The organism is Salmonella sp. A7, from assembly GCF_020181675.1.
In the GTDB taxonomy this organism is placed as follows: Bacteria; Pseudomonadota; Gammaproteobacteria; order Enterobacterales; family Enterobacteriaceae; genus Salmonella; species Salmonella enterica.
The window spans coordinates 3,434,509-3,458,806 of record NZ_CP084001.1; the positions used below are offsets into that span (position 1 = coordinate 3,434,509).

Here is a 24,298-nt window from a genome sequence, read left to right on the forward strand (position 1 = left end):
TGCCATCATTAACCTTTGTTGTTCGTTGAAAGGGCGTGAAAACTACGGGGGGAAGGCGTGCTCCCGGCGACAGTATGCGCCAGGAGCGTAGTGTTTACGTGCGATGACCGACGGCCGACTCCGGGAGTGCGTCGCTATCTGTACCGGAGATGACGACTCCCCGGGTCTCGCGACCAAATGCCACAAATACACAGATTAAAATAGCCACCGCGCCAGCCACGATCGCCATTGCCAACCCGTAATTGCCACCATGCGTTTCCGCGATGCGGGCCTGTAACGTCGCATTAACCGACGCCAGTAAATTACCCAGTTGGTAAACAAACCCTGGCAGCACGGCGCGCGCATTCGCCGGAACCAGCTCGTTCAGCCAGGTCGGCACGACACCCCAGGCACCCTGCACCATAAACTGCATCAGGAACGCGCCCAGGCCAATCGTGAATGATCCGCTGGAAAATGCCCATAGCGGGAGTACCGGAAGCGCAAGAAAGGCGGCGATCATGATCGCTTTTTTACGCCCAATACGTTCCGATAGCGTACCGTAGAAAATACCGCCGAGCATGGCGGCAATGTTATAAAAAATCGCAATGATACTGATCAGATGCGGATCAAAACCATGCTGCATCTTCAGGAAGGTAGGATAGAGATCCTGCGTGCCGTGACTGAAAAAGTTAAAGAACGCCATGACCAGCACCAGATACAGACACAACTTCCACTGTTTGCGCAGAACAGGAAGCAGCGCGGTATTCTCTTTACGCGCTCTGGCCGCCAGCCAGACGGGGGATTCCGGCACTTTAAACCAGATATAAGGCAGCAAGACAACAGGCAGGGCGCCAATCAGGAACATACCGCGCCAGCCTACCATACTGTAAAAGAGGCCAAAAATAACCGAGGCGAACAGATAGCCGCAGGGATAGCCCGCCTGAAAAATGCCCGACATCAGGCCACGCGAACGATCGGGAATGGTTTCCATCGCCAGTGATGACGCGACGCCCCATATCCCGCCCATCGCCACGCCGTACATGACCCGAAAAATCAGAAATGCCATGAAGGTGGGCGACCAGGCGGAAAGCAGTTCAAATACCGTAAAGAACAGAATATTGAGCATCAGTATCGGTCGACGTCCATACTTTTCCGCCATTCGGCCAAATAGCAGCGCGCCAATGGGACGTACCGCCAGGGTCAGCATAATCGCAATGGAAACGTCCGATACGGAAGCGTGAAACCATTCGGCGAGATCGCTAAGTACAAAGACAAGGATAAAGAAATCAAACGCATCCAGCATCCAACTGGTAAAGCTGGCAAACGCCACATGTCGTTGTGTCGTCGTCCAGTTCAGGGGGGTGTACATAGGTAGTGTCCTGCATCAAAAAATAACATCAAGCTTTGAAGCGGCGAAACGCTGGAGCGCACCCGTCGTCAAAGCGACGTAACAAGGTAGCGTTGCGCTACTTATTTGTTATCTTTTTGTATATAGCAGGTAAAATGTTAGCAAAAATAGACAAATCATTACATATTATTAACAAAGCTTACTGGCACATGATTTGTCACATTTTTTATGGGGATTCTCTCATGCAAAGGAAAGCGAAGCGTGGCTAGCGTATCGCGACCGGCCTGTCGCCAGACCGATCGCCATTGCCGATTACCTTTCGCGCGGCGGGAAACCGGCCTTTTGCAGGGCGGCGGCAATCTGCTCCGCGGATAGCGACGTTTCAACGTCAACCAGACGCGTCGCCGGGTCGGTTCTCACCGTCGCATTAGCATCGAGAGTCAGAATCGTCTTTTTTACCGTACTGGCGCAGCCGCCGCAGGTCATGTCATCAATATGGAACTGCATGGTGAACTCCTTTTGTGTGGGAACTGTTGCCAGTCTGGGCCTTGCCAGTGTTGGAAGGTCAAGCGTAATCTCAGGACTTACAGACGCTTTGCCAGTCCGTGGCGACGAGGACGGCGCAATACCGCTCCGGTACGCGCCTCCGGCTCGCTATCGTCAGGTTGTCCAAGCGTATGCAGAATGGGGCAATCTGGCAGCGCGTCGCCGGCGCAGCAGTGAATCAGCGCTTTGAGGGTTTGCGCCATGTGCTGCATGTTCTGGATACGTCTGTCCAGTTCATCAATGTGCGTCTGCGCCAGGCGTTTGACGTCAGCGCTTTGCCGCGACTGGTTATTCCAAAGATTCAGTAAGTCGCTGATTTCAGCAACTGAAAATCCGAGGTCGCGCGCGCGGCGTATAAAATGCAATTGATTAACATCAGCCTGGGTATAGGCCCGATAGCCGGAATCCGTCCGACTTGCCGCGGGAATCAGACCAATCTGTTCATAGTAGCGAATCATTTTGGCCGAAACTTTCGATGCTTTAGCTGCTTTACCGATGTTCATGACGCTCCTCCTCAGGTCGTGGATGTGTCGGATGGGGTTGCCATCGGCGCCCGGAAACGGCGCAGCCGCAAAGCGTTGCCCAGCACGAACACGCTCGACATCGCCATCGCCCCTGCGGCGAATACCGGGGACAATAATATGCCCCAGACCGGAAATAGCGCGCCTGCCGCGACAGGAATCAGCGCCGTATTGTAAGCAAAGGCCCAGAACAGATTCTGGTGGATATTGCGGATGGTCGCTTTAGACAGCGCGATAGCATTCGGCACGCCTTGCAGGTTACCGGACATTAGTACGACGTCGGCGGATTCCACCGCCACATCGGTGCCGGTGCCAATCGCCAGCCCCACGTCGGACTCCGCCAGCGCTGGCGCATCGTTGATGCCATCGCCGACAAACGCCACCTGCCCATACGCCGCTTTCAGGCGCCGTATCGCCTCGACTTTCCCTTCCGGCAATACCTCGGCGACCACGTCATCAATTCCTAACTGTCTGGCGATAGCCTGTGCCGTGCGGGCATTATCGCCAGTGATCATGGCGACCTTAATCCCGAGTTGATGTAAAGCGTTAATCGCGGCGGGCGTACTGGGTTTGATCGGATCGGCCACGGCGATAATCGCCGCCAGTTGACCGTCAATAGCCGCATAGAGCGGCGATTTCCCTTCCTGTCCTAACCGTTCGGCGGTGGTGGCGAAGCCGCTAATATCCACGCCAATTTCGCGCATATAGCGATCGGCCCCCACGTCAACACGTGTACCGGCAACGGTAGCGTATACGCCCATCCCGGTCACCGATTCGAAGCCGCTCATGCCTGGTAGCGCGATCCCTTCCTCTTCTGCCGACACGACAATCGCACGGGCAATCGGATGCTCTGAACGCGATTCTACCGCCGCGACTTTCGCCAGCACCTCACGGCGTTCAAAGCCACTGGCCACGTCGAGATCGGTCAGTACCGGGCGGCCTTCGGTAAGCGTCCCGGTTTTGTCTACGGCCACCACCTTAGCGTCTTTGAGTAGCTGTAACGCCTCCCCCTTACGGAACAGCACGCCCATTTCAGCCCCACGACCGGTTCCCACCATAATGGAGGTCGGCGTCGCCAGGCCCATCGCGCAAGGACAGGCGATAATCAGAACCGCAACGCCATTGATCAGAGCGAAAGTCAGCGCTGGCGACGGCCCAAACGCCAGCCATACCACAAAGGTCAGCGCAGCAATAAGCATCACCATCGGGACAAACCACAGCGTCACTTTATCCACGACGGCCTGAATCGGCAGTTTTGAACCCTGCGCCTGTTCCACCAGACGAATGATTTGCGCCAGCATGGTCTGTCCGCCGACGGCGGTCGCCCGCAGCGTGAGCGCGCCTTTTTGGTTTACGGTACCGCCCACCACCGCGCTTCCTGCGGATTTCTCTACCGGTATCGGTTCGCCGGTAATCATCGACTCGTCAACGAAGCTGCGGCCTTCGGTCACTTCGCCGTCAACCGGTATCCGCTCGCCTGGCCGAACCTCCACACAGTCTCCCAGCACAACCTCGTCGACAGGGATATCCACGATGCGGCCCTCGCGTAACACATGCGCGACCCGCGCCTGTAGCCCCACCAGACGTTTAATCGCTTCGGAAGTCCGCCCCTTCGCCCTTGCCTCCAGAAAGCGCCCCAGCAGAATAAGCGCGACAATCACTGCGGCGGCCTCGTAATAGACGTTTACCGTCCCTTCAGGCAACAGGTCGGGCGTAAAGGTCGCCACCAGCGAGTAGCCGAATGCCGCTGCGGTTCCCACGGCGACCAGCGAGTTCATGTCCGGCGCCAGACGCGCCAGCGCCGGGAACCCTTTAAGGTAAAAACGGCGACCGGGGATCGTCAGCACCAACAGGGTCAGTGCAAATTGCCAGTACCAGCTTTGTTGCAGGCCAATCGTTTTTATCACCCACTCGTGCATACCAGGAATAAGGTGCGAGCCCATTTCAAGCACAAAAACGGGGAGCGCCAGCACGCTGGCGAGAATCAGATCGCGCTTCAGCCTGACGCGCTCGGCCTCTTTTTTCTCTTCAGAGTCGTCTTCGCCCTGCCCCGCCGTCTTTATCGGTCGCGCCTCATACCCCGTTTTTTCAATCGCCGCGATCACCTCCTCCGCCGACGCCGTCCCGCGAACGGTGGCGCGCTCCGTCGCCAGATTCACCGTAGCGTCCGTTACGCCAGGCACAGCCTTAATACCTTTTTCAACGCGAGCGACACACGACGCGCAGGTCATACCTTCAATAAGTAAGCTTATCGTGTCGTGACGATTTTCTGACTGACTCATGACGACTTCCCCATCCTGACTATTCGGTATCAGAAAGCCTAAAGCTTGCCATTGTGGGAAGGTCAAGCGTATTCAGGCTGCACGGTTCGGCGAGAATGTGAGATGGCTCATAAAAGAGGATGATGCGAGACATTTACGCCACGATGCCGACCTACGTCCCGTAAAAACCCGCCAGGAACGCTTGACCTTTCCTTCGTTGTAACGCCTAGCCTTTGCCAAAAATTCTGCGGCAGCGTTGCGGAATGGCCGACACGCTGCGGTAAAGAGGGAAACGACATGCGTAGAACATTCAAAATTATGTTGATAGCCGGCGTCATCGCCGCCATCGGGGGCGTGATTTACATGGCCGGCGAAGCACTATGGGATAAAGGCAACGCCGTCGGCCCCCCGGCCAGCGCGCCGCCTCCACCGTCGGTACCGGTTGCTAAAGCCCTTAGCCGCACACTCGCGCCTACGGCGGAATTCACCGGTTTTCTGGCCGCGCCGGAGACCGTGGAGCTGCGTTCGCGCGTGGGAGGAACCCTTGACGCCGTCAGCGTTCCGGAAGGACGTCTGGTAAGCCGCGGACAACTGCTGTTCCAGATCGATCCGCGCCCGTTCGAGGTCGCCCTCGACACCGCCGTCGCGCAATTACGTCAGGCTGAAGTACTGGCCCGCCAGGCGCAGGCGGATTTCGATCGCATTCAACGACTGGTCGCCAGCGGCGCCGTATCACGTAAAAACGCTGACGATGTCACCGCCACGCGTAATGCGCGACAGGCGCAGATGCAATCGGCCAAAGCCGCCGTCGCCGCAGCGCGCCTTGAACTCTCCTGGACCCGTATTACCGCGCCCATTGCCGGACGCGTTGACCGCATACTGGTGACCCGGGGCAATCTGGTCAGCGGCGGCGTAGCGGGTAACGCCACGCTTCTGACGACTATCGTGTCTCACAATCCCATGTATGTGTATTTCGATATTGACGAAGCCACCTGGCTGAAGGCGTTACGGCATACCCGCTCCGACAAAAATCCACCGGTAGTCAACATGGGGTTAACCACCGATAACGGGCTGCCTTATCAGGGCGTACTCGACTTTATGGGCAATCAGATGAACCGCAGCACCGGCACTATCCGGGCGCGCGCCGTGATTCCTGACCCCGACGGAATGCTTTCTCCCGGCCTGTTTGCCCGAATCAGTTTGCCCATCGGCGAGCCGCGGGAAACCGTGCTGATTGACGATCTGGCGGTGAGCGCCGATCAGGGCAAAAACTATGTGCTGATCGTCGGCAAGGAGAATCAGGTGGAGTATCGTCCGGTTGAGTTGGGACAAATGGTCGATGGACTCCGCGTCGTTACACAGGGAGTACAGCCGGGAGAAAAAATCATCCTCAAGGGGCTGGTGCGTCCTGGCATGACCGTTGCGCCGCGTCTGGTGCCGATGCGGCAGAATATGCCCGATAAACAGACCGCGACATTGACTAAAGCGGACGGCGACAGTGCGCCGAAGGCGGTGCGCCAATGAAATTTACCCACTTTTTCATCGCACGCCCCATCTTCGCCATCGTCCTGTCGCTGTTAATGCTGCTGGCTGGCGCTATCGCCTTTTTAAAACTGCCGCTGAGTGAATATCCGGCCGTTACGCCGCCCACGGTACAGGTTAGCGCCAGCTACCCCGGCGCTAACCCGCAAGTGATTGCCGATACGGTAGCCGCGCCGCTGGAACAGGTGATCAACGGCGTTGACGGCATGTTGTATATGAATACCCAGATGGCCATTGATGGTCGCATGGTTATCTCTATCGCCTTCGAACAGGGAACCGATCCTGATATGGCGCAAATTCAGGTGCAAAACCGGGTATCCCGCGCGCTGCCCCGCCTGCCCGAAGAAGTCCAGCGAATTGGCGTTGTAACGGAGAAAACGTCCCCCGATATGTTGATGGTGGTCCATCTTGTCTCGCCGCAAAAACGCTATGACTCGCTTTACCTGTCTAACTTCGCCATCCGGCAGGTTCGCGACGAACTGGCCCGTTTACCTGGCGTCGGCGATGTTCTCGTCTGGGGCGCGGGCGAGTACGCCATGCGCGTCTGGCTGGACCCGGCGAAAATCGCCAACCGCGGTCTTACCGCCAGTGATATCGTTACGGCGTTGCGGGAACAAAACGTACAGGTCGCCGCCGGTTCCGTCGGGCAACAGCCGGAGGCCTCCGCCGCTTTTCAGATGACGGTAAACACGCTGGGCCGCCTGACCAGCGAAGAACAGTTCGGCGAGATTGTGGTAAAAATCGGCGCTGACGGCGAGGTGACGCGTCTGCGTGATGTCGCCCGCGTCACGCTGGGCGCAGATGCCTATACGCTGCGCAGTTTACTGAATGGCGAAGCGGCGCCAGCGTTACAGATTATTCAAAGTCCGGGCGCTAATGCGATTGACGTTTCTAACGCGATTCGCGGCAAAATGGATGAGTTGCAGCAAAACTTCCCGCAGGATATCGAATACCGGATTGCCTATGATCCTACGGTCTTCGTGCGCGCATCGCTACAATCGGTGGCGATTACGTTGCTGGAAGCCCTCGTGCTGGTCGTCCTTGTCGTGGTGCTGTTCCTGCAAACCTGGCGGGCGTCCATTATTCCTCTGGTGGCGGTTCCCGTTTCGCTGGTCGGCACCTTTGCCTTGATGCACCTGTTTGGCTTTTCGCTGAATACGCTTTCGCTGTTTGGTTTGGTCCTGTCGATAGGTATCGTTGTCGATGACGCCATCGTTGTGGTCGAAAACGTGGAACGGCATATCTCGCAGGGCAAAAGTCCCGGAGAGGCGGCAAAGAAGGCGATGGATGAAGTCACTGGTCCCATTCTTTCTATTACCTCGGTGCTAACGGCGGTCTTTATCCCTTCCGCATTCCTGGCGGGCCTGCAGGGTGAATTTTATCGTCAGTTCGCGTTGACCATCGCTATTTCGACCATCCTTTCGGCCATTAACTCGCTGACGCTCTCCCCTGCGCTGGCCGCCATTTTGCTAAGACCGCACCACGATACTGCGAAGGCTGACTGGCTAACGCGGTTGATGGGCACGGTCACTGGCGGTTTTTTCCATCGCTTTAACCGTTTCTTCGACAGCGCGTCGAACCGCTATGTTAGCGCCGTCCGTCGGGCCGTGCGCGGCAGCGTCATTGTGATGGTGCTCTATGCTGGCTTTGTGGGGCTGACCTGGCTTGGCTTCCATCAGGTACCGAACGGGTTTGTGCCTGCGCAGGATAAATACTATCTCGTCGGCATCGCCCAGCTCCCAAGCGGCGCATCGTTGGATCGCACAGAGGCGGTCGTGAAACAGATGTCCGCTATCGCGCTGGCGGAACCCGGCGTTGAAAGCGTCGTCGTCTTCCCCGGCCTGTCGGTTAACGGCCCGGTAAATGTGCCAAATTCGGCGCTGATGTTCGCCATGCTGAAACCCTTTGACGAGCGTGAAGATCCTTCACTTTCCGCTAACGCTATCGCCGGAAAGCTAATGCACAAATTTAGCCACATTCCCGACGGATTTATTGGCATCTTCCCGCCGCCGCCGGTTCCAGGGCTTGGCGCGACGGGCGGCTTTAAATTGCAGATTGAAGATCGTGCGGAACTGGGATTTGAAGCGATGACAAAGGTGCAAAGCGAGATTATGTCTAAGGCGATGCAGACGCCCGAACTGGCCAATATGCTGGCCAGTTTCCAGACGAACGCCCCGCAATTACAGGTGGATATCGACCGGGTAAAGGCGAAATCAATGGGGGTATCGCTCACCGACATCTTTGAAACGTTGCAAATTAACCTCGGCTCGCTTTACGTCAACGATTTCAACCGATTTGGCCGCACCTGGCGGGTGATGGCGCAGGCCGATGCGCCATTCCGTATGCAGCAAGAGGATATCGGCCTGCTTAAAGTCCGCAATGCGAAGGGCGAGATGATCCCGCTTAGCGCTTTCGTCACGATTATGCGCCAGTCAGGGCCGGACAGAATCATCCATTACAACGGCTTCCCCTCGGTAGATATTAGTGGTGGACCGGCTCCGGGCTTCTCCTCCGGACAGGCGACGGACGCGATTGAAAAGATCGTGCGTGAAACGTTGCCGGAAGGGATGGTCTTCGAATGGACCGATCTGGTTTATCAGGAAAAACAGGCCGGCAACTCCGCGCTTGCTATCTTTGCGCTGGCGGTGCTGTTGGCCTTCCTGATCCTGGCGGCGCAGTATAACAGTTGGTCGCTGCCCTTCGCCGTCCTGCTTATTGCGCCTATGTCATTACTCTCAGCCATTGTCGGCGTGTGGGTATCTGGCGGAGATAACAATATCTTTACGCAGATTGGTTTCGTGGTGCTGGTCGGCCTGGCGGCCAAGAACGCCATTTTGATTGTCGAGTTTGCCCGCGCCAAAGAACACGACGGCGCAGACCCGCTGACCGCCGTGCTGGAAGCGTCACACCTGCGTCTACGTCCTATCCTGATGACCTCTTTCGCCTTTATCGCAGGCGTAGTACCGCTGGTACTCGCGACGGGTGCCGGCGCGGAAATGCGACATGCGATGGGCATCGCCGTGTTTGCCGGAATGTTGGGCGTCACGCTCTTTGGCCTGTTATTGACGCCTGTATTTTACGTGGTGGTTCGCAGGATGGCATTAAAGCGTGAGAACCGCGTTGATTCACATGATCAGCAAGCATAATGATGGGAATGGCATAATGAAGATCACTTTTACAGGCTATCGGCAGACCGCCACGCTGGCGACGCTTGCTTTCGTCACCACGCTTGCTGGCTGTACGATGGCGCCGAAGCACGAACGCCCCGCATCGCCGACTGCGATGGTCTATCCCTACGCAACGTCAACCGTTTCTGGCGCGCCGGATGCCGCTGACATTGGCTGGCGTGATTTCTTCCACGATCCGCTTCTACAGGAACTGATCGCGATCGCGTTACGCAATAATCGGGATTTACGCAAGGCAGGGCTCAATGTTGAAGCCGCCCGGGCGTTATACCGTATTCAGCGCGCGGAGATGCTGCCGACGCTCGGCATCGCCACCGCCATGGACGCCGGTCGCACTCCCGCCGATCTCAGCGTCATGGACGAGCCTGAGATTAACCGACGCTACGAGATGGCTGGGGCGACGACGGCCTGGGAACTGGATCTCTGGGGGCGAGTGCGAAGCCTTAGCGACCAGGCATTAGCCGCCTATATGGCGCTTGATGAGACGTACATTGCGGCGCGAATGAGCCTGGTTTCCGAAGTCGCCAGCGCCTGGCTGACGCTACGGGCTGACCGGGAGCTGCTGCGCTTAACCGAAAATACGCTGGCCGCGCAAAAAAGTTCATACACATTGACAACCCAGCTTGCCCGGACAGGCAACGCCACACAGCTCGATCTGCGTATGGCGGAGATCGCGCTGCGTTCTGCGGAAATCAATCGCGCGGCGTATACGCGACAGTTGGCGCGGGATCGTAACGCGCTGGAATTGCTGTTGGGCCAGCCGCTCACGCCTGAACTGTCGCGTCGACTAAACGAAGCGGTCACGCTTACGGAAGGCGCGATCCCGACCACTCTGCCAGGCGGATTACCGTCAGATCTGCTGGTACGCCGCCCGGATATTCGCGCCGCCGAGTACAGGCTGCGTGGCGCAAACGCCAGAATAGGCGCAGCGCGCGCCGCCTTCTTCCCGACCATCAGCCTGACAGGCACGGCGGGAACGGCCAGCGCGTCTCTTAGCGGACTCTTTGAACCGGGATCGGGAAGCTGGCGTTTTCTACCGCAAATCACCTTGCCTCTCTTTCACGGCGGCGCATTACGCGCTGACCTGGATAGGGCGCATGTCCAAAAACAGATTGAAATCGCCAGGTATGAAAACGTTATTCAGCAAGCCTTTCGCGACGTGGCGGATGGTCTGGCGGGACAGCGTACGCTGAATGACCAGGTGCAATCAGAACAACGCGCGGTTGAAGCCAGTCAAATCGCCTATGAGCTGGCCGGACTCCGTTTTCAGGAAGGCGTCGATGACTACCTTACGCTGCTTGATACCCATCGTATGCTTTATGGCGCGCAACAGCGTCTGGTGCGCACACGGCTCATGCAACAGCTGAATATCATTAATCTGTATAAAGCATTAGGCGGCGGTTGGCGGGAATACAGCGAGAAAAAACAAGGTTAGCCCAAATAGCGCCCGCGTCGCCAGTGCGGCGCGCGCGCTAAACAGGCATATATTACCTGCAAAATAAGGTTAACGAGGGCAACGATAAACGTTCCCGCTTAACGTGACATTCGTTTGTTTGCTTGAGCCCGAACCGTGCCATGAACTTCCTGTCTGGCCTGCACGCTGGGTTAACAGGACTACCGTATTGCCGCCCATTTTATAAGCTTTGTTTTTCAGATCGTTACGGGCCCCCGTTTCCAGGTTACTGTTGGAAGTCCAGCCACCGGTAAAGAAATTCCCCTGGCTGCCCGTGATATCCCCTAAGTAGCTGCATTCCTTACCTGGCTCGCTGGCCATCACCCGTACCTGTTCAGCGCCATAATTCAACGAATTAGCACTACATGCGGTTAACGCCAAGCCGACGAAACATACTAAGATCTTTTTCATACTAATACCTGGTCTATTAATCATTAAATAATAACGCGTTCTTGCTTCTGAACGCCGTCAAGGAACTATATTTAAGATGTAACGAATGTCTTTCATTTGCTGAAGAAAAGTCTCTGTCATGATGCTATCATGTATGCTTGAGGCTATTTCTTGTTCAGTTTTTTCAATATGCTCTCTGAGCCTTATTTTTGTTTTTTCGTCAAGCGCCGAGATAAGTATCTTAATGGCAAGCAGCAAAGTAGGATTGATGCTTTCACACTCTCTCATCGTTAACTTTTTCATCTTGTTTGCTTCAAGCCTGATCGGCGTTTTTGTCTACACGGCAAATTTTAGATGCGAAGATATGGCGACTTCTTTGGTAAATAAATAGCAAATGGAAAAAGCGTTTGAAGCCATATTTACGACAGATACGCAATCTATGAATGTACAAAGTCTTACGACTCATGCCATAGCTACTGGCGATCTGACTCATCGACTTTTTATATAAAAAGTGCCATAACAACTCCTCCTCCTTTTTTGTCAACGGCGCAAGTTCACCGACCGCTACTTCGTTTGCACAAGCGTATTTAATGAAATGCTCAATAAAAACAGGCTTTGCCAAATCGGGATCGATATCAGGATCTCTATCGCAGCCATGTGGATAAAGTTTTCCAATATCTCTGCGCGTGAGCCAGATTCGACGAGCATGTGGATAATGCTGCATGAGCGCCTTAAAACCTTTCCAGACCCCCTGAATCAAAACTCGTCCATCAATAATAATTATGATATCTTCGCTAGCTGATATCTGACACGAATTATATTCTCCATTGAGTGGGAACATAAAGCACTTCCCATCCTCAAAGAGTGAAGCGATGCCTAAATAAGTATAATAATCATCCGTTAAAACTATACCTATCGTTTTTAACGGAAGTTGTTCCGATAGTGAATTTATCATAATTTCATCAATAGAATAACGCTACGGTGAGTGTTTTATCTTCCTCTTAAGATTACCTGAGCGCTCATAACCATCCCTATTCTGTAGCAGCGCCATATTATTTTTAATTCCTTGCCATAAACGTAACGCTTATACTTTTAATATCAGAAGCGATAACCTACGCTGACACCAAATGTATTGGTATCCACAGCGAAGAAACGACTGGCTTCCCATGATGCATCGATAGATATACTCTTAACTGGATTAAATATTACGCCAGCACCGTAGGCAAAGGAGTCTTCTTTTGAGTGTTTATTAAATTTCATCGTCGCTATACCCGCATTGCCGTACAGGCTCACATAGTCATTAAAACGATATGTTGGTCCAAACATCAAAGAACCATAGTCTACAGAATCGGAACCATTTTTATGCAACTTCCCCTCTTTCCAGGTGTAGTTCTCCATTTCATTGCGCGTCGCGGTGAATGAGCCTAACATCCCCCAGGTCTCATTGAACTCGTAACGATATTTAAAATTAAAGCCTCGCAGATCTTTGCTATCGCTATTTTTCAATGAACTGAGATGAGTTTGTGCATAACCAAACGATACGGTGTGCTGATCGTTAGCCAAAGCTAAAGGTGACGCTAATAATAAACCTAAAAAAACAAGGAACGAAGACCGTCTTTTCATTAAAACCACTCCATTTTTGATATATAATTAAGGCGGTACCGGAACTTATGGCACACAAATAGCATTTAGATTAAGAGTACCTAATGCGCTTATTACCAGTCATGCCAACTGCGGAGGTAATATAACCTGATATATTCGATAATGGATATGAAATCAGTCTTACAGAGTTCTTACTTTTTTATTAATAGCGGATTCATAGTTGCTTCAGACCCGATCCTGGCATCTCATCCGTCAGGCGGGCTGCGAGAGGTTATCAGCGAGTATCAGTCACCTCCCTGAAGAATAAGAAATTCATAAATCATTGTTTTACATGCATTTTAATTGATTATTGAGTTAACCTTTACCCTTGCGGAGGGCAATTTCGCAACTCGCGTTCTGACGCATTCAGACAACATTCAGATCTACTGCGCGGTACAAACGTTATAAAGCTGCCGATTAAGAGAATAGAAAAAGGTTTTCTCACCCACTTTAGATATTCGAATCTCATTAGCCGCTTCCGGATGCAGAACCCGTAAATATGATAACAGATCGCCAGCCGTGTCCGTGGCAAAGACTTTTACCTGGGATACTTCGAACGTATAAACACCAGGCGCTGTTCGATGTAAATTTTTCATATACACGTCCCGGTATAATATTTTTACACCGTTATCTTTTGTTTTTATTTCATATTGAAGCGTAATTCTCTTCATCTTAAAATCAAGAACAAGACTGCCATCGGCATGGATATCTTTAGGCTGTATCGTCGTTACCGTTCTTGTCGTACATAAAAATTCATTAGTATTAATAGAACTATGGTTACTGTTTCGTACCCAAACTACCATCAGTACGACTGAAACAGCCAACATACCAAGCGTCGCCACGCTTAATAACGTTCTTTTATGGAAATGCATTTCGGCTCCGCTATATCAAGTTGGTTAAGACACTGGACAAAAATATTTGTATTAGGAACGCGAATGTAATAAATGATTTTGCCGTTTTGTTTATGTATTTCATTACTCATCTCAGAGTACGCTTCAACGATATCCGTCAGATGGGTTTTATCATGCCCGACACTATAAAAAGTGTATCCATCATACGAACCCTGGAGGGTAAAGTAATCAATATTTTCACCCTTAACTTTATACATCATAAAAAACATCAGAAGCGCGGCCAGGCAAAAGTAGAGCCAATCTTTTTTATTCACAGCGCCCGGTATTGGGGTAATAATAGTGTCATCGTGTCGCACTTCAACCGTCGATAATTCTGTTTCAGCAACAGCAGGCAACGGCGTATTTTGCGCCTCATCACTCAACGGTTCAATGGAAACTGAGAGTAAAACACCCACGCGGGGACGAGTCACAACAGACGCCCCCTTAAGACCAATTTTATCAAATGATCCTCGTAGCTGGTTAATCAGTTTGTAATAACTGGCATCAGAGACCACGACACCTTTGCGCCCCCAGACATAGTTAATTAAATCATCTTTTTTAAAAAGGCCTTCATGAAAAGCGATAAGCAAACTGCGTTCCGATTCAGATATCGTTATCGACTCTCCGGCGCAGGAAAGCGTCATTCGTTCACAATCAAGAATAACTCTTTTGTCAATCAGATAATTGTTCTGACTCATAAAAATATCCGCCCCAGTGCTATCACGTTTCTTCACGGCATAAACATATTACCAGGATATATCGCGCTATTGAATTTTTTTCCGTAGCGAGCTCCTGTATTATTCAGCCACCAGGCCGCTCGCGGATCCGTTTTCCCCCTTGAGTAAACCATTTTGCCTCTGGGCCGACTTGCCAAGCCAGCTCATAAAGTCATTAGCCCCCATCGGCCTGGCATAAAGAAATCCCTGAACGAATCCTACCCCGTGGCTTAAGATGTAACGCAATTGGTGCTGGGTACTGACCCCTTCGGCAACCACATTAAGCCCCAGTCGCTGACTCAGCGTAATGATAGTATCCAGGACAGGAACATCATCGCTGCTGGTATCAATGGTATCGATAAACGTTCTGTCTATTTTAAGAGAGTCTACAGGTAATTGCTGGAGATAGGAGAGTGAGCAATAGCCGGTCCCAAAATCATCAATCGCTATTAACACGCCTTTTTCACGGAGCGTTGAAAGTTTTTCTGCGACCTGTGAAGGTTCTACAATCAGGCTACGCTCGGTGAGCTCCAACATAAGCGTTATCGTTCCCAAACGAGTCCTGAGCGCCTCTATATCTTGTATAAAACCGTCATCCATAAGATGCGCAGGCGATATATTTACGCTGATATAGAAATCATCCGGTACAGTCCAGTTTATTACGTCATGAGCAATCAGTTCGAACAGATGACGAGAGAGTGGAATAATCATGCCTTCATTTTCTGCGGCGGTAATAAAAATATCCGGGGTTATAAAACGGCCATCCGGTTGCGGCCAGCGCATTAGCGCCTCCACGCCGCCGCAACTACCGTGTTTAACATTAAAAACAGGCTGATAATGTACCGTAAACTCATTGTGCGTTATTCCCCTGGCAATCTCCCGGGCCAGAGATAAACGTTTTAAATACCAGCGCCTGTAGAACAACATCATCCCTACAGAAAGACACAATGACAGCGGAACAAAAATAAAAAGGTTTTGTAACCAGTATGCCGATAACGTTGAGAAAGGGGTTCGCACCATCAGCTGGATAGTGTGATCGGTTGAGGTGAACCGCTGCGTTAAAAACGCCTTACCGCGCAACGTCGCAGCGCTGGTAATCGCCTCCCCTGCGCCGAATGTCAGGCTAAAGGCTGATGCTCTCTCTGCAGCCAATATCTCCATGAGCTCCTGGACATACTGCGAGTCCACAATGACGAAGGCCGCTTTATTCGCTGCTACTTTTTTCACATAAACCACAACAAGGCGATTGGGTCCTTCGGCCATACTACCGATAGATCGCAACCACCGTTTCGGATAAGAAGCAGGTAAAGAAAGCCCTGCCAGCCGGGAAAAATGATAGCGTTCGGTTCCTGTGACAAAGGAGCAAGTGATATCACCATTTTCCAGAAACCCAATGTCACGGACATAAGGAGTGAAGGCCCGCGTTCTGGACAGTTCTTTCAGCGTGTCAGTACAGGAACTCTCAGCCAGTCTGGTGGCTTTTCCGGCGACTTGCCAGGAGGCGGCAGATATATCCGCGCTAAACCGCAGCAGCGTATTGGCGCTGACGGCGATATCTCGTTTTAGCTGGAAGATACCCGCGAGTAACCCCACCAATATCATGACGATCAGTGGAACGGCAATAAACAACATCAGAAATAGCTTTCTTACTTTCAAATCATTGCCCTCTTACCGGCCTTCCTTTTGCCACTGTATGCTTTTATAAGATAACTAAAGTAACATTAATATAGAAAAGCAATATTGAGAGATAGGTTATACGTTCTTAATGATAGCAAGATGGCACTCCCTGTGCCGAAAATAGACAAGAAAATATCAATACCCAACAGGTGCAGGATACTATCGTTAAAATAAGCGATAGCAGATATCCAAAATACAGACGCATTCAATATGTTAGCCTGATACCAGGTTCGCTGCCTGATGAGGCATAACCATCACGGAACGAATTCCCATCAATACAGGGATTATTGGCTACAACTCAACGTTACTACTGGTGGTACACACATTATACAAATGCCGATTAAGCGAAAACATGTAGGTATTTTTCCCAATTTTTACCATCTTTAACTCATTAATCGTACCAGGCTGTAACAGTCTCAGCCAGGAAAACAAATCGCCAGCAGTATCAGACTCAAAAGTCTTAACTGAATTGACTTTAAAAGTAAATGTTTTCATACCCGTTCTGCGCAGTTTGCTGATACAGATGTCACGAAAAAAAAGCCGTTTTTCTTTCGTATCGGTAGTTACATCGTAGTGTAGGGTAATCCTGCCGGATTTAAGATCCAGCACAAGTCCACCATCCATGTACAATTTTCGTGGCGCAATATACGCTTCTGATTTTGTCGTGCATATAAGATTATTGGTTCTATAAGAGTCACGATTTACCCACTCAAGCGCTATTACCGATCCGATTGCGACAATGGCGATAAATATTACAAATATAATCAGTAACGTTCTTTTACTGTAATACATTTTGGCACCGCCATTTCAACAGGATTTAAGCATTGCAGAAAAATATTCATGTTAGGCTCCCTGATATAATAAAGATGGCGTCCATTTTGCCGGTAAATTTTAATTTTTAGAGAGTTAAAAGCAAAAACTACTTCACTTAATGTGACCTTATCCTCTTTTGTTTTATAGATTGCATAATCGTTATATTCGCCAAGATATGTAAAAAAACTATCAGAGCTGTTACGAACAGGCGCTTTATATATAGTAAATACACCATAGAGCAATGCCAGAAGAATGGCTCCTGTTAACACCACAAATACGCTGTGACGTTTAATTTTGTAAAATATTTTCTCCCGAGTCGGGGTGCCTTTAACGTTTTCATCACTCACCTTGAGGGAGGTGATTTTTTTTATAGGTTCAATGGCAACAGACAGCGACACCCCCACCCGAGGGCGAGTTACGATATCAGATGGCTGTAGACCGATGCTACTAAAATCATTTCTCATTTGATTAATGAGTTTATAGTAACTTGATTCTGAGACGCAGCCTCCACGATTTTCCCAAACAAAATGAATAATATCTTCTTTTTTGTAAAGACCATGCCAAAAAGCAAGAAGCAGATGGGTCTCAGCTTCTGATATTCTGATTATCTCATTACCATGCGATAAGGTCATCTTCGTACTATCAAATACAACACGCTTATCAAGTAAAAATATGCTTTCATTCATGACAATCCTAAAGGTAACTGCATCCATCATTCAGACGACATATTATCATGCTCAAAAAAGAATTCAGCCCCCTAATTAACCTGAGTTTAACTTATAAGTCTCACTTATAGTAAACAATAATTGACACAAGTATTACCTGCACATTACAAATCAAACAGTTATAGGTAAATCTGAACACTTTTCTTTACCTTAACGCAAACTCAGGAAACTTCTGAAAGGCCAAAAGTAAGAAAAAAGTAAGACTAATTATACTGTTTCAGAAGCACATTTCAGAAAATTTACCTTAATCTCACCATCGTATTATCCATCAGGAGGTTTAACTGATGCGGATTTTACATAGCAAAAATGTGCAGGTTTGTATTGCAACATAGTCTATCTATTCAGACGCGGAGAGAATTGTTATCGGATTACACTAAATCAAATGATAACACTATCAGTTGTACTAATGAGATGTATGGACGAAAGCGCTTATCGCTCTATTTCATGATAGGAGAAATAAGTCTGTTTGTTTTATATCGCATTATCAATAGTCAGGAGGGTATAGCTCACATCCAAAAATAGAGTTAATGATCGTTATTTTTACCACTCCTCCATAAGCACGAACATTCGGGCGAATTGCACTCGTCCTGAAAAAGTAAAGATTAATACAGGAACATTATCATATGTCTATGAAAAAATATTTAGCAATGATCACAGGCTCGCTTCTTGTCTCCAGCAGCGCGATGGCTGTTTCTGATAACACCATCACCTTTCAAGGGGAAGTCTCTGATGAAACGTGCTCTGTCGTGATTAATGGTAATCAGGCTAAACCCGTCGTGTTATTGCCAACAGTAAGTACTAAAGATTTATCAGAACAAGGGAAAACCGCAGGGCCAATAACGTTTGATATTGGGCTGTCCGGGTGTACCGGCTCTAAGGACAAAACAACAAAAATTTCCACTGTCTTTGTCGGTAATCAGGTCACCAGTAACGGTAACCTGGGTAATACTGGCAGCGCGAAAAATGTTGAAGTCCAATTACTCGACACCTCAGGGGAGCCAATCAATCTGACCGGCGGCTTTACTGGCGACGGCGACCTACAGCTGGAACCAAATGCTTCTGAAGCGAGCGCGACTTATACCGCGCGGTATTACTCTACCGGGAAAGCAGAGGCTGGGACAGTCGCTGCCACCCTACAATACGCCGTTTCGTATAAATAATTGTCGCTACGGTCTGGCGTTGAAACGCCAGACCATTTTCAATCGTCAGGGAGTTGTTGAGATGAAAATGGATACCCGACATTCCGCATTATATTACTTAATAGTTTTTCTATTGCTGGCCCTACCCGCCACAGCATCGTGGGCGAGCGTTACTATTTTGGGTAGCCGAATAATTTACCCATCAACAGCCTCCTCCGTAGATGTGCAGTTAAAAAATAATGATGCAATACCTTATATCGTACAAACCTGGTTTGACGATGGCGATATGAATACCAGCCCGGAAAATAGCAGCGCGATGCCGTTCATTGCCACGCCGCCGGTATTTCGTATTCAACCCAAAGCAGGCCAGGTTGTACGCGTAATTTATAACAACACGAAAAAATTGCCGCAGGATCGTGAGTCAGTATTCTGGTTTAACGTATTACAGGTACCACCAACGAATATTGGCAGCGACAGCGGGCAAAATAAAATGTTGGTGATGCTGCGCTCAAGAATAAAACTTTTCTATCGTCCTGACGGGCTAGGTAAACCTGATAATCTGGCGAAAAAATTACAGATTAAAACGGTAAATAAAGGTTCTGGAAAAAGCGGTATTGTTATTGTTAATCCGCAGCCCTGGTTTGCCTCTTTAAGTAACCTGAATGTAAAAGTGAACGGCGCTTCGTATAACCTGGATGCTGACATGATTGCCCCTTTCTCCAGTCAAACCTGGTGGCTGCCGGGCAAGCGGTCACTCAAATCCTTCTCCGGTACAGTCACCGTTACTTTGGTTAACGACCTGGGCGCAAGGATAAGCGAGAGCTACGATGTCCCCCACCATTAATTTGAACCGCAAAAGCCTTGCGCTATTGATCGCCATAGTTTGCTCAGGCTCCGCGCAGGGTGAAGAGTATTATTTTGATCCTGCGCTACTTCAGGGGGCCACTTACGGACAAAATATTGCCCGTTTTAATGAACAGCAAACGCCTTCCGGAGACTATCTTGCCGACGTTTACGTTAATGGCACGCTGGTAACAGCGAGCACTAATATTCGATTTGATGCTGTAAAAGAGGGTCAACAGACGGAACCCTGCCTGCCCTTATCGGTGATGAAAGCGGCACAGATAAAATCACTTCCCGCGACCGACGCTGCGACCGAGTGTCGCCCGCTCAGGGAGTGGGTACCTCATGCCGGTTGGCAATTTGATAGCGCCACGCTTCGCCTGTTGCTGACGATTCCAATGACCGAACTTACGCACAAACCGCGCGGTTATATCTCCCCTTCAGAGTGGGATAGCGGCGCGCTGGCGCTGTTTTTACGCCATAACACAAACTGGACCCACACCGAAAATACCGACAGCCATTATCGCTACCAATACTTATGGAGCGGTTTAAACATGGGCGTTAACCTCGGACTTTGGCAGGTCCGTCATCAAAGTAATCTGCGCTATGCCAATAGCAACCAGAGCGGAAGCGCCTGGCGCTATAATAGCGTTCGAACCTGGGTGCAAAGACCTGTCGCGTCTATTAACAGTATTCTGTCGCTGGGCGATAGCTATACGGACTCCAGCTTATTCGGCAGTCTGTCTTTTAACGGAGCTAAACTTGTCACCGACGAGCGGATGCGCCCGCAGGGCAAACGCGGTTATGCGCCGGAAGTTCGGGGCGTAGCGGCCAGTAGCGCGCACGTGGTAGTAAAACAACTGGGGAAAGTGATTTATGAAACCAACGTTCCGCCGGGCCCATTTTATATTGACGATCTGTACAACACCCGTTATCAAGGCGATCTGGAGGTAGAGGTTATCGAGGCCAGCGGTAAAACCTCACGTTTCACCGTGCCTTATTCTTCCGTGCCGGATTCGGTACGTCCCGGTAACTGGCACTATTCGCTGGCCTTCGGCAGGGTTCGTCAGTACTACGATATTGAAAATCGTTTCTTTGAGGGAACGTTCCAGCACGGCGTTAATAACACCATTACCCTCAACCTCGGTTCACGAATTGCGCAGCATTACCAGGCATGGCTGGCGGGCGGCGTCTGGGCCACCGGTATGGGCGCATTCGGCCTCAACGCCACCTGGTCGAATGCGCGCGCAGAGCATAACGATCGCCAGCAAGGCTGGCGCGCGGAACTCAGTTACAGCAAAACGTTTACCACCGGCACTAACCTGGTACTGGCGGCTTATCGTTATTCAACCAACGGCTTTCGCGATCTTCAGGACGTGCTCGGCGTACGCCGGGAAGCAAAAACGGGGATTGATTACTACTCCGACACGCTGCATCAGCGCAATCGCCTGTCCGCGACGGTAAGCCAGCCGTTAGGACAGCTTGGCACGCTTAACCTCAGCGCCAGCACCGCAGACTACTACAATAACCAATCGCGTATAACACAGCTACAAATGGGATATAGCAACCAGTGGCGGAATATAAGCTACGGGGTGAATATCGCACGACAGCGCACCACCTGGGATTACGATCGCTTTTATCACGGCGTTAACGAACCACTGGACGTGAGTAGCCGACAAAAATATACCGAAACCACAATGTCGTTTAATGTCTCTATACCGCTGGATTGGGGCGAAAACAGAACGTCTGTCGCCATGAATTATAACCAGTCCAGTCAAAGCCGTTCCTCAACCGTATCTATGACCGGCAGTAGCGGTGAAAACAGCGACCTGTCATGGTCGGTTTATGGCGGCTACGAGCGTTATCGCAATAGTAATAGCGATAGCAGCGCGCCAACGACGTTTGGCGGTAATCTGCAACAAAACACCCGGTTTGGCGCACTTCGCGCCAACTATGACCAGGGTGATAACTATCGTCAGGAAGGGCTGGGCGCGTCCGGCACCCTGGTACTTCACTCTGGAGGTCTGACGGCTGGCCCCTATACCAGCGATACCTTTGCGCTTATTCATGCCGATGGCGCGCAGGGCGCGATCGTACAAAATGGCCAGGGCGCTGTGGTTGATCGCTTTGGTTACGCCATTCTGCCTTCATTATCTCCTTACCGCGTCAATAACGTTACGCTCGACACCCGTAAGATGCGCAGCGATGCCGAACTGACGGGAGGAAGTCAGCAGATTGTGCCCTATGCTGGCGCCATCGCGCGTGTCAATTTCGCCACTATCAGCGGCAAAGCAGTGCTGATCTCCGTGAAGATGCCGGATGGCGGCATACCGCCAATGGGCGCTGATGTTTTCAACGGTGAAGGCACAAACATCGGCATGGTCGGCCAGAGTGGGCAGATTTATGCCCGTATCGCCCATCCGTCGGGTTCTCTACTGGTGCGCTGGGGAACAGGGGCAAACCAGCGTTGCCGGGTTGCCTACCAACTCGATCTTCACACCAAAGAACCGTTTCTCTATCTGAACAAAATCTGCGAGAAGGAATAGCACAATGCTTTTTAGTTTCCGAACGCTATTGTTTATCACCAGCCTGTTCGTCAGCGCCGGAACATGGTCGTCATGTATCAAAGTCACCGATAAGAGCGCGCTCTCTGACGCGGCGATAAAAGCGGGCTACACGGCGCAAAACTGGATCGGCGCAACTGACACGAATACCGGTAATATCGGTTTGCCAACGGTGATTAGCATCAGTAATAGTGAAACATTTCAACCCTCCGGCACACTATTGGCCAGTGGGATAGGTAACTTCCTGACGGCCGCCACCGGCACGCCCTATTCCAGTAAACAGGTACTTTACCGCTGCGATACCGCCGATGCCGGGAAGCTCTATGAGATGTATTCGACAAATGGCGATAGCGCTTTTGCGGGGGCATTTTTTACTCCCGAAGTAGAAGGCGCTTATTATGATGTGGAGCGTAATGTTGCTGTCCGTATGACAAACCTCAGTACCGGCGAATATTACAGCCGTTTCTGGAAAGAACGCCAACTTACCGCAGACAGTTGGTTTCAGGATGACAAATATATTTATATTCCTGCCAGCGCGTTTAGCAACGTGTTATATGAGATGTTTAAAATTGACTCAAGAAAATATTTTGCCTACCAGAATCCAATGGACCGAGATACCTGGACGCAGCCTCGGGGTTATATCGCCTTTAAAGGCCCAGGCTTGATTACCGAGCGGATCCAAGCGGGACTGGATCATGCCAGCGATTATTATGGCTGGCCCGGCTATTGGCCCGGGGCATGGAGTACATATAATAGCGTCACCTATGTTCGCGGCGCGTTATGTAAAATCACAGATTATCCTGCGATCGTGAAAATTCCCCCTGTCGCCGTCGGCATATTAGCCGCCGGAGGCAATAGCCAGGCGCCTTTCCACGTCAGCCTGGAATGTGAGTCCGGTGCCGTGTCCAGTGCCCTCCCGTCCACCAGCGCCGCTAATGTCGCAATGGGGTTTGTCGTTAATCAACCCACCGCCGTGGCGGCGGCGCGTCGCCTGGGGCTAACCACATCCGCAGGCGGTCTGTCGTGGCTACTGGACACCCATTATGGCGAACCTGGCGTAGCTTCCGGAGTGGGTATCCGCATCTATAACGATGCCGGTACGCCGATTAACCTGTTACCCGATCGGATCAAGACAGGCACTGGCAACGCCCGAGGCTGGTATGGCTATAAAGATTTAACTACACGGGTATCATCCGGTTCAGTAGAAACCTACAGCGGTGATTTTACTGCCTCGCTTGAGGCGATCGGCGGACAAACAGTAACGGCAGGAAGCGTGAATGCGCAATTACAGGCAGTGGTTAGTTTTCAGTAAAGTCATATTAACGCTACTTGGGTTGACGGGATGGTATGGCCCGGCACAAGCCGCCGTTAATATTGACAGAACCCGAATTATTTTTGCTTCAGATGATATCGCTCAATCGTTGACATTATCCAATGATAATACAACGCCGATGCTGTTACAGGTATGGACCGACGCCGGAAACATTGACGCCTCTCCGGATAACAGCAAAACGCCGCTGGTGGCGCTGCCGCCGGTATTTAAAATGCAGCCAGGAGAACTGAGAACGCTTCGCCTGCTCCTGAGTTCCCGCCAGCAGCTTGCAACGGACCGGGAGAGTCTCTTCTGGCTAAACATTTATCAGATACCGCCACTCCCCCATGACATTAAAAACAACCCGCGAAAACTGGTATTACCGCTTCGTTTGCGGCTAAAAATTTTAATTCGCCCGACCGGATTAAAAGCGCCAACGGAAGCGGAGGAGAAAAAATTACGCTTTATTGCTAAAGAAAATACTATACGGATAGTTAACCCCACCTCGTGGTATATGAGTTTAACACTAACGACGGATGACAAGAAAAGTATCGGCGATATCATGGTTGCGCCGAAAACAGCACTTGATGTGCCGCTAACACGCTCGCCAACGCCGGGAGCATCGATAAATTATGCAGTAATCAATGACTCCGGGAACTGGCGACAATATACCGCCATACTGGAAAAATATATTAGTAAGAGTGATTTTATTCCTGAGTTTTGATGGGAAATATTCAGGGATACGGTCGTATC

20 protein-coding genes and 1 pseudogene are annotated in these 24,298 nt (G+C 50.8%); 8 read left to right on the forward strand and 13 right to left on the reverse strand.

All coding sequences use genetic code 11. The annotated features are described in order from the left end of the window. Window positions 1-94: 94 nt before the first annotated feature. From LCS67_RS16845 to golT, 4 genes are all read right to left on the reverse strand, one after another. Complete coding sequence (locus LCS67_RS16845) at window positions 95-1,348, reverse strand: MFS transporter (RefSeq protein ID WP_000288504.1); 1,254 nt, start codon at window positions 1,346-1,348, stop codon at window positions 95-97. A gap of 291 nt (window positions 1,349-1,639) precedes the next feature. Further along, window positions 1,640-1,834: a gold resistance metallochaperone GolB gene (gene golB, locus LCS67_RS16850; protein ID WP_001159470.1), complete on the reverse strand. Its 195-nt coding sequence runs from the start codon at window positions 1,832-1,834 to the stop codon at window positions 1,640-1,642. A gap of 77 nt (window positions 1,835-1,911) precedes the next feature. Continuing rightward, a complete protein-coding gene (golS, locus tag LCS67_RS16855) occupies window positions 1,912-2,376 on the reverse strand; it encodes an Au(I) sensor transcriptional regulator GolS (RefSeq protein ID WP_001020583.1) in 465 nt (154 codons plus the stop codon). A gap of 11 nt (window positions 2,377-2,387) precedes the next feature. Next, window positions 2,388-4,676 (reverse strand): gold/copper-translocating P-type ATPase GolT, encoded by a 2,289-nt coding sequence (gene golT, locus LCS67_RS16860; protein WP_031564643.1) that lies wholly within the window; start codon window positions 4,674-4,676, stop codon window positions 2,388-2,390. Between the two features lie 276 nt (window positions 4,677-4,952). Between golT and mdsA the strand changes: the two genes are divergently transcribed. From mdsA to mdsC, 3 genes are read left to right on the forward strand one after another with little or no spacing between them, the layout of a single operon-like run. Next, the gene (gene mdsA / locus LCS67_RS16865; RefSeq protein WP_023197128.1) at window positions 4,953-6,179 is read left to right on the forward strand and encodes a multidrug efflux RND transporter periplasmic adaptor subunit MdsA; all 1,227 of its coding nucleotides are present in this window, start codon (window positions 4,953-4,955) and stop codon (window positions 6,177-6,179) included. Beyond that, window positions 6,176-9,343 (forward strand): multidrug efflux RND transporter permease subunit MdsB, encoded by a 3,168-nt coding sequence (gene mdsB / locus LCS67_RS16870; protein ID WP_031564646.1) that lies wholly within the window; start codon window positions 6,176-6,178, stop codon window positions 9,341-9,343. Before mdsA ends, mdsB begins: the two co-directional genes overlap by 4 nt. Window positions 9,344-9,359: 16 nt before the next feature. Next, window positions 9,360-10,817: a multidrug efflux transporter outer membrane subunit MdsC gene (gene mdsC, locus LCS67_RS16875; protein ID WP_001610632.1), complete on the forward strand. Its 1,458-nt coding sequence runs from the start codon at window positions 9,360-9,362 to the stop codon at window positions 10,815-10,817. 69 nt (window positions 10,818-10,886) lie between these two features. Here the strand turns inward: mdsC and LCS67_RS16880 are convergent, their stop codons facing one another. From LCS67_RS16880 to LCS67_RS16920, 9 genes and pseudogenes are all read right to left on the reverse strand, one after another. Next, complete coding sequence (locus LCS67_RS16880) at window positions 10,887-11,246, reverse strand: DUF4156 domain-containing protein (RefSeq protein WP_000722976.1); 360 nt, start codon at window positions 11,244-11,246, stop codon at window positions 10,887-10,889. A gap of 57 nt (window positions 11,247-11,303) precedes the next feature. Continuing rightward, window positions 11,304-11,528 (reverse strand): membrane protein, encoded by a 225-nt coding sequence (locus tag LCS67_RS16885; protein ID WP_000737124.1) that lies wholly within the window; start codon window positions 11,526-11,528, stop codon window positions 11,304-11,306. A 10-nt stretch (window positions 11,529-11,538) separates the two neighbouring features. Next, the gene (locus LCS67_RS16890) at window positions 11,539-12,180 is read right to left on the reverse strand and encodes a helix-turn-helix transcriptional regulator (RefSeq protein WP_000610827.1); all 642 of its coding nucleotides are present in this window, start codon (window positions 12,178-12,180) and stop codon (window positions 11,539-11,541) included. Between the two features lie 143 nt (window positions 12,181-12,323). Next, window positions 12,324-12,848 (reverse strand): Ail/Lom family outer membrane beta-barrel protein, encoded by a 525-nt coding sequence (locus tag LCS67_RS16895; RefSeq protein ID WP_000830237.1) that lies wholly within the window; start codon window positions 12,846-12,848, stop codon window positions 12,324-12,326. A 401-nt stretch (window positions 12,849-13,249) separates the two neighbouring features. Next, window positions 13,250-13,738: a hypothetical protein gene (locus LCS67_RS16900; protein WP_000545419.1), complete on the reverse strand. Its 489-nt coding sequence runs from the start codon at window positions 13,736-13,738 to the stop codon at window positions 13,250-13,252. Then, on the reverse strand, window positions 13,711-14,454 hold the full coding sequence (locus tag LCS67_RS16905; protein ID WP_000081363.1) for a transcriptional regulator: 744 nt from the start codon (window positions 14,452-14,454) through the stop codon (window positions 13,711-13,713). The genes LCS67_RS16900 and LCS67_RS16905 overlap by 28 nt, the downstream gene beginning before the upstream one ends. Window positions 14,455-14,553: 99 nt before the next feature. Next, window positions 14,554-16,128 carry an EAL domain-containing protein gene (locus LCS67_RS16910; protein ID WP_000868297.1) on the reverse strand — a complete coding sequence of 525 codons (1,575 nt, stop codon included), beginning with the start codon at window positions 16,126-16,128 and terminating at the stop codon, window positions 14,554-14,556. Between the two features lie 512 nt (window positions 16,129-16,640). Continuing rightward, window positions 16,641-16,941, reverse strand: a pseudogene (locus LCS67_RS16915) (hypothetical protein). Next, the gene (locus LCS67_RS16920; RefSeq protein WP_001005860.1) at window positions 16,914-17,648 is read right to left on the reverse strand and encodes a winged helix-turn-helix domain-containing protein; all 735 of its coding nucleotides are present in this window, start codon (window positions 17,646-17,648) and stop codon (window positions 16,914-16,916) included. The pseudogene LCS67_RS16915 and the gene LCS67_RS16920 overlap by 28 nt, the downstream one beginning before the upstream one ends. A gap of 662 nt (window positions 17,649-18,310) precedes the next feature. Here LCS67_RS16920 and LCS67_RS16925 point away from each other — a divergent pair. From LCS67_RS16925 to stbE, 5 genes are all read left to right on the forward strand, one after another. Continuing rightward, window positions 18,311-18,847, forward strand: coding sequence for a fimbrial protein (locus LCS67_RS16925; RefSeq protein WP_000062033.1), 537 nt, complete (start codon window positions 18,311-18,313; stop codon window positions 18,845-18,847). A gap of 61 nt (window positions 18,848-18,908) precedes the next feature. After that, window positions 18,909-19,670 (forward strand): fimbrial biogenesis chaperone StbB, encoded by a 762-nt coding sequence (gene stbB, locus LCS67_RS16930; RefSeq protein ID WP_000781492.1) that lies wholly within the window; start codon window positions 18,909-18,911, stop codon window positions 19,668-19,670. Then, window positions 19,654-22,215 carry a fimbrial outer membrane usher protein gene (locus LCS67_RS16935; protein ID WP_080148140.1) on the forward strand — a complete coding sequence of 854 codons (2,562 nt, stop codon included), beginning with the start codon at window positions 19,654-19,656 and terminating at the stop codon, window positions 22,213-22,215. The genes stbB and LCS67_RS16935 overlap by 17 nt, the downstream gene beginning before the upstream one ends. Window positions 22,216-22,219: 4 nt before the next feature. Beyond that, window positions 22,220-23,545 carry a fimbrial usher protein StbD gene (gene stbD / locus LCS67_RS16940; protein ID WP_000899094.1) on the forward strand — a complete coding sequence of 442 codons (1,326 nt, stop codon included), beginning with the start codon at window positions 22,220-22,222 and terminating at the stop codon, window positions 23,543-23,545. Then, window positions 23,511-24,269 carry a fimbrial biogenesis chaperone StbE gene (stbE, locus tag LCS67_RS16945; RefSeq protein ID WP_001247022.1) on the forward strand — a complete coding sequence of 253 codons (759 nt, stop codon included), beginning with the start codon at window positions 23,511-23,513 and terminating at the stop codon, window positions 24,267-24,269. The genes stbD and stbE overlap by 35 nt, the downstream gene beginning before the upstream one ends. Window positions 24,270-24,298 lie beyond the last annotated feature (29 nt).

Coding starts and splice junctions, on each gene's coding strand:
- LCS67_RS16845 (WP_000288504.1), bottom strand. CDS start 1,348: ATGTACACCCCCCTGAACTGGACGACGACACAACGACATGTGGCGTTT.
- golB (WP_001159470.1), bottom strand. CDS start 1,834: ATGCAGTTCCATATTGATGACATGACCTGCGGCGGCTGCGCCAGTACG.
- golS (WP_001020583.1), bottom strand. CDS start 2,376: ATGAACATCGGTAAAGCAGCTAAAGCATCGAAAGTTTCGGCCAAAATG.
- golT (WP_031564643.1), bottom strand. CDS start 4,676: ATGAGTCAGTCAGAAAATCGTCACGACACGATAAGCTTACTTATTGAA.
- mdsA (WP_023197128.1), top strand. CDS start 4,953: ATGCGTAGAACATTCAAAATTATGTTGATAGCCGGCGTCATCGCCGCC.
- mdsB (WP_031564646.1), top strand. CDS start 6,176: ATGAAATTTACCCACTTTTTCATCGCACGCCCCATCTTCGCCATCGTC.
- mdsC (WP_001610632.1), top strand. CDS start 9,360: ATGAAGATCACTTTTACAGGCTATCGGCAGACCGCCACGCTGGCGACG.
- LCS67_RS16880 (WP_000722976.1), bottom strand. CDS start 11,246: ATGAAAAAGATCTTAGTATGTTTCGTCGGCTTGGCGTTAACCGCATGT.
- LCS67_RS16885 (WP_000737124.1), bottom strand. CDS start 11,528: ATGAAAAAGTTAACGATGAGAGAGTGTGAAAGCATCAATCCTACTTTG.
- LCS67_RS16890 (WP_000610827.1), bottom strand. CDS start 12,180: ATGATAAATTCACTATCGGAACAACTTCCGTTAAAAACGATAGGTATA.
- LCS67_RS16895 (WP_000830237.1), bottom strand. CDS start 12,848: ATGAAAAGACGGTCTTCGTTCCTTGTTTTTTTAGGTTTATTATTAGCG.
- LCS67_RS16900 (WP_000545419.1), bottom strand. CDS start 13,738: ATGCATTTCCATAAAAGAACGTTATTAAGCGTGGCGACGCTTGGTATG.
- LCS67_RS16905 (WP_000081363.1), bottom strand. CDS start 14,454: ATGAGTCAGAACAATTATCTGATTGACAAAAGAGTTATTCTTGATTGT.
- LCS67_RS16920 (WP_001005860.1), bottom strand. CDS start 17,648: ATGAATGAAAGCATATTTTTACTTGATAAGCGTGTTGTATTTGATAGT.
- LCS67_RS16925 (WP_000062033.1), top strand. CDS start 18,311: ATGTCTATGAAAAAATATTTAGCAATGATCACAGGCTCGCTTCTTGTC.
- stbB (WP_000781492.1), top strand. CDS start 18,909: ATGAAAATGGATACCCGACATTCCGCATTATATTACTTAATAGTTTTT.
- LCS67_RS16935 (WP_080148140.1), top strand. CDS start 19,654: ATGTCCCCCACCATTAATTTGAACCGCAAAAGCCTTGCGCTATTGATC.
- stbD (WP_000899094.1), top strand. CDS start 22,220: ATGCTTTTTAGTTTCCGAACGCTATTGTTTATCACCAGCCTGTTCGTC.
- stbE (WP_001247022.1), top strand. CDS start 23,511: ATGCGCAATTACAGGCAGTGGTTAGTTTTCAGTAAAGTCATATTAACG.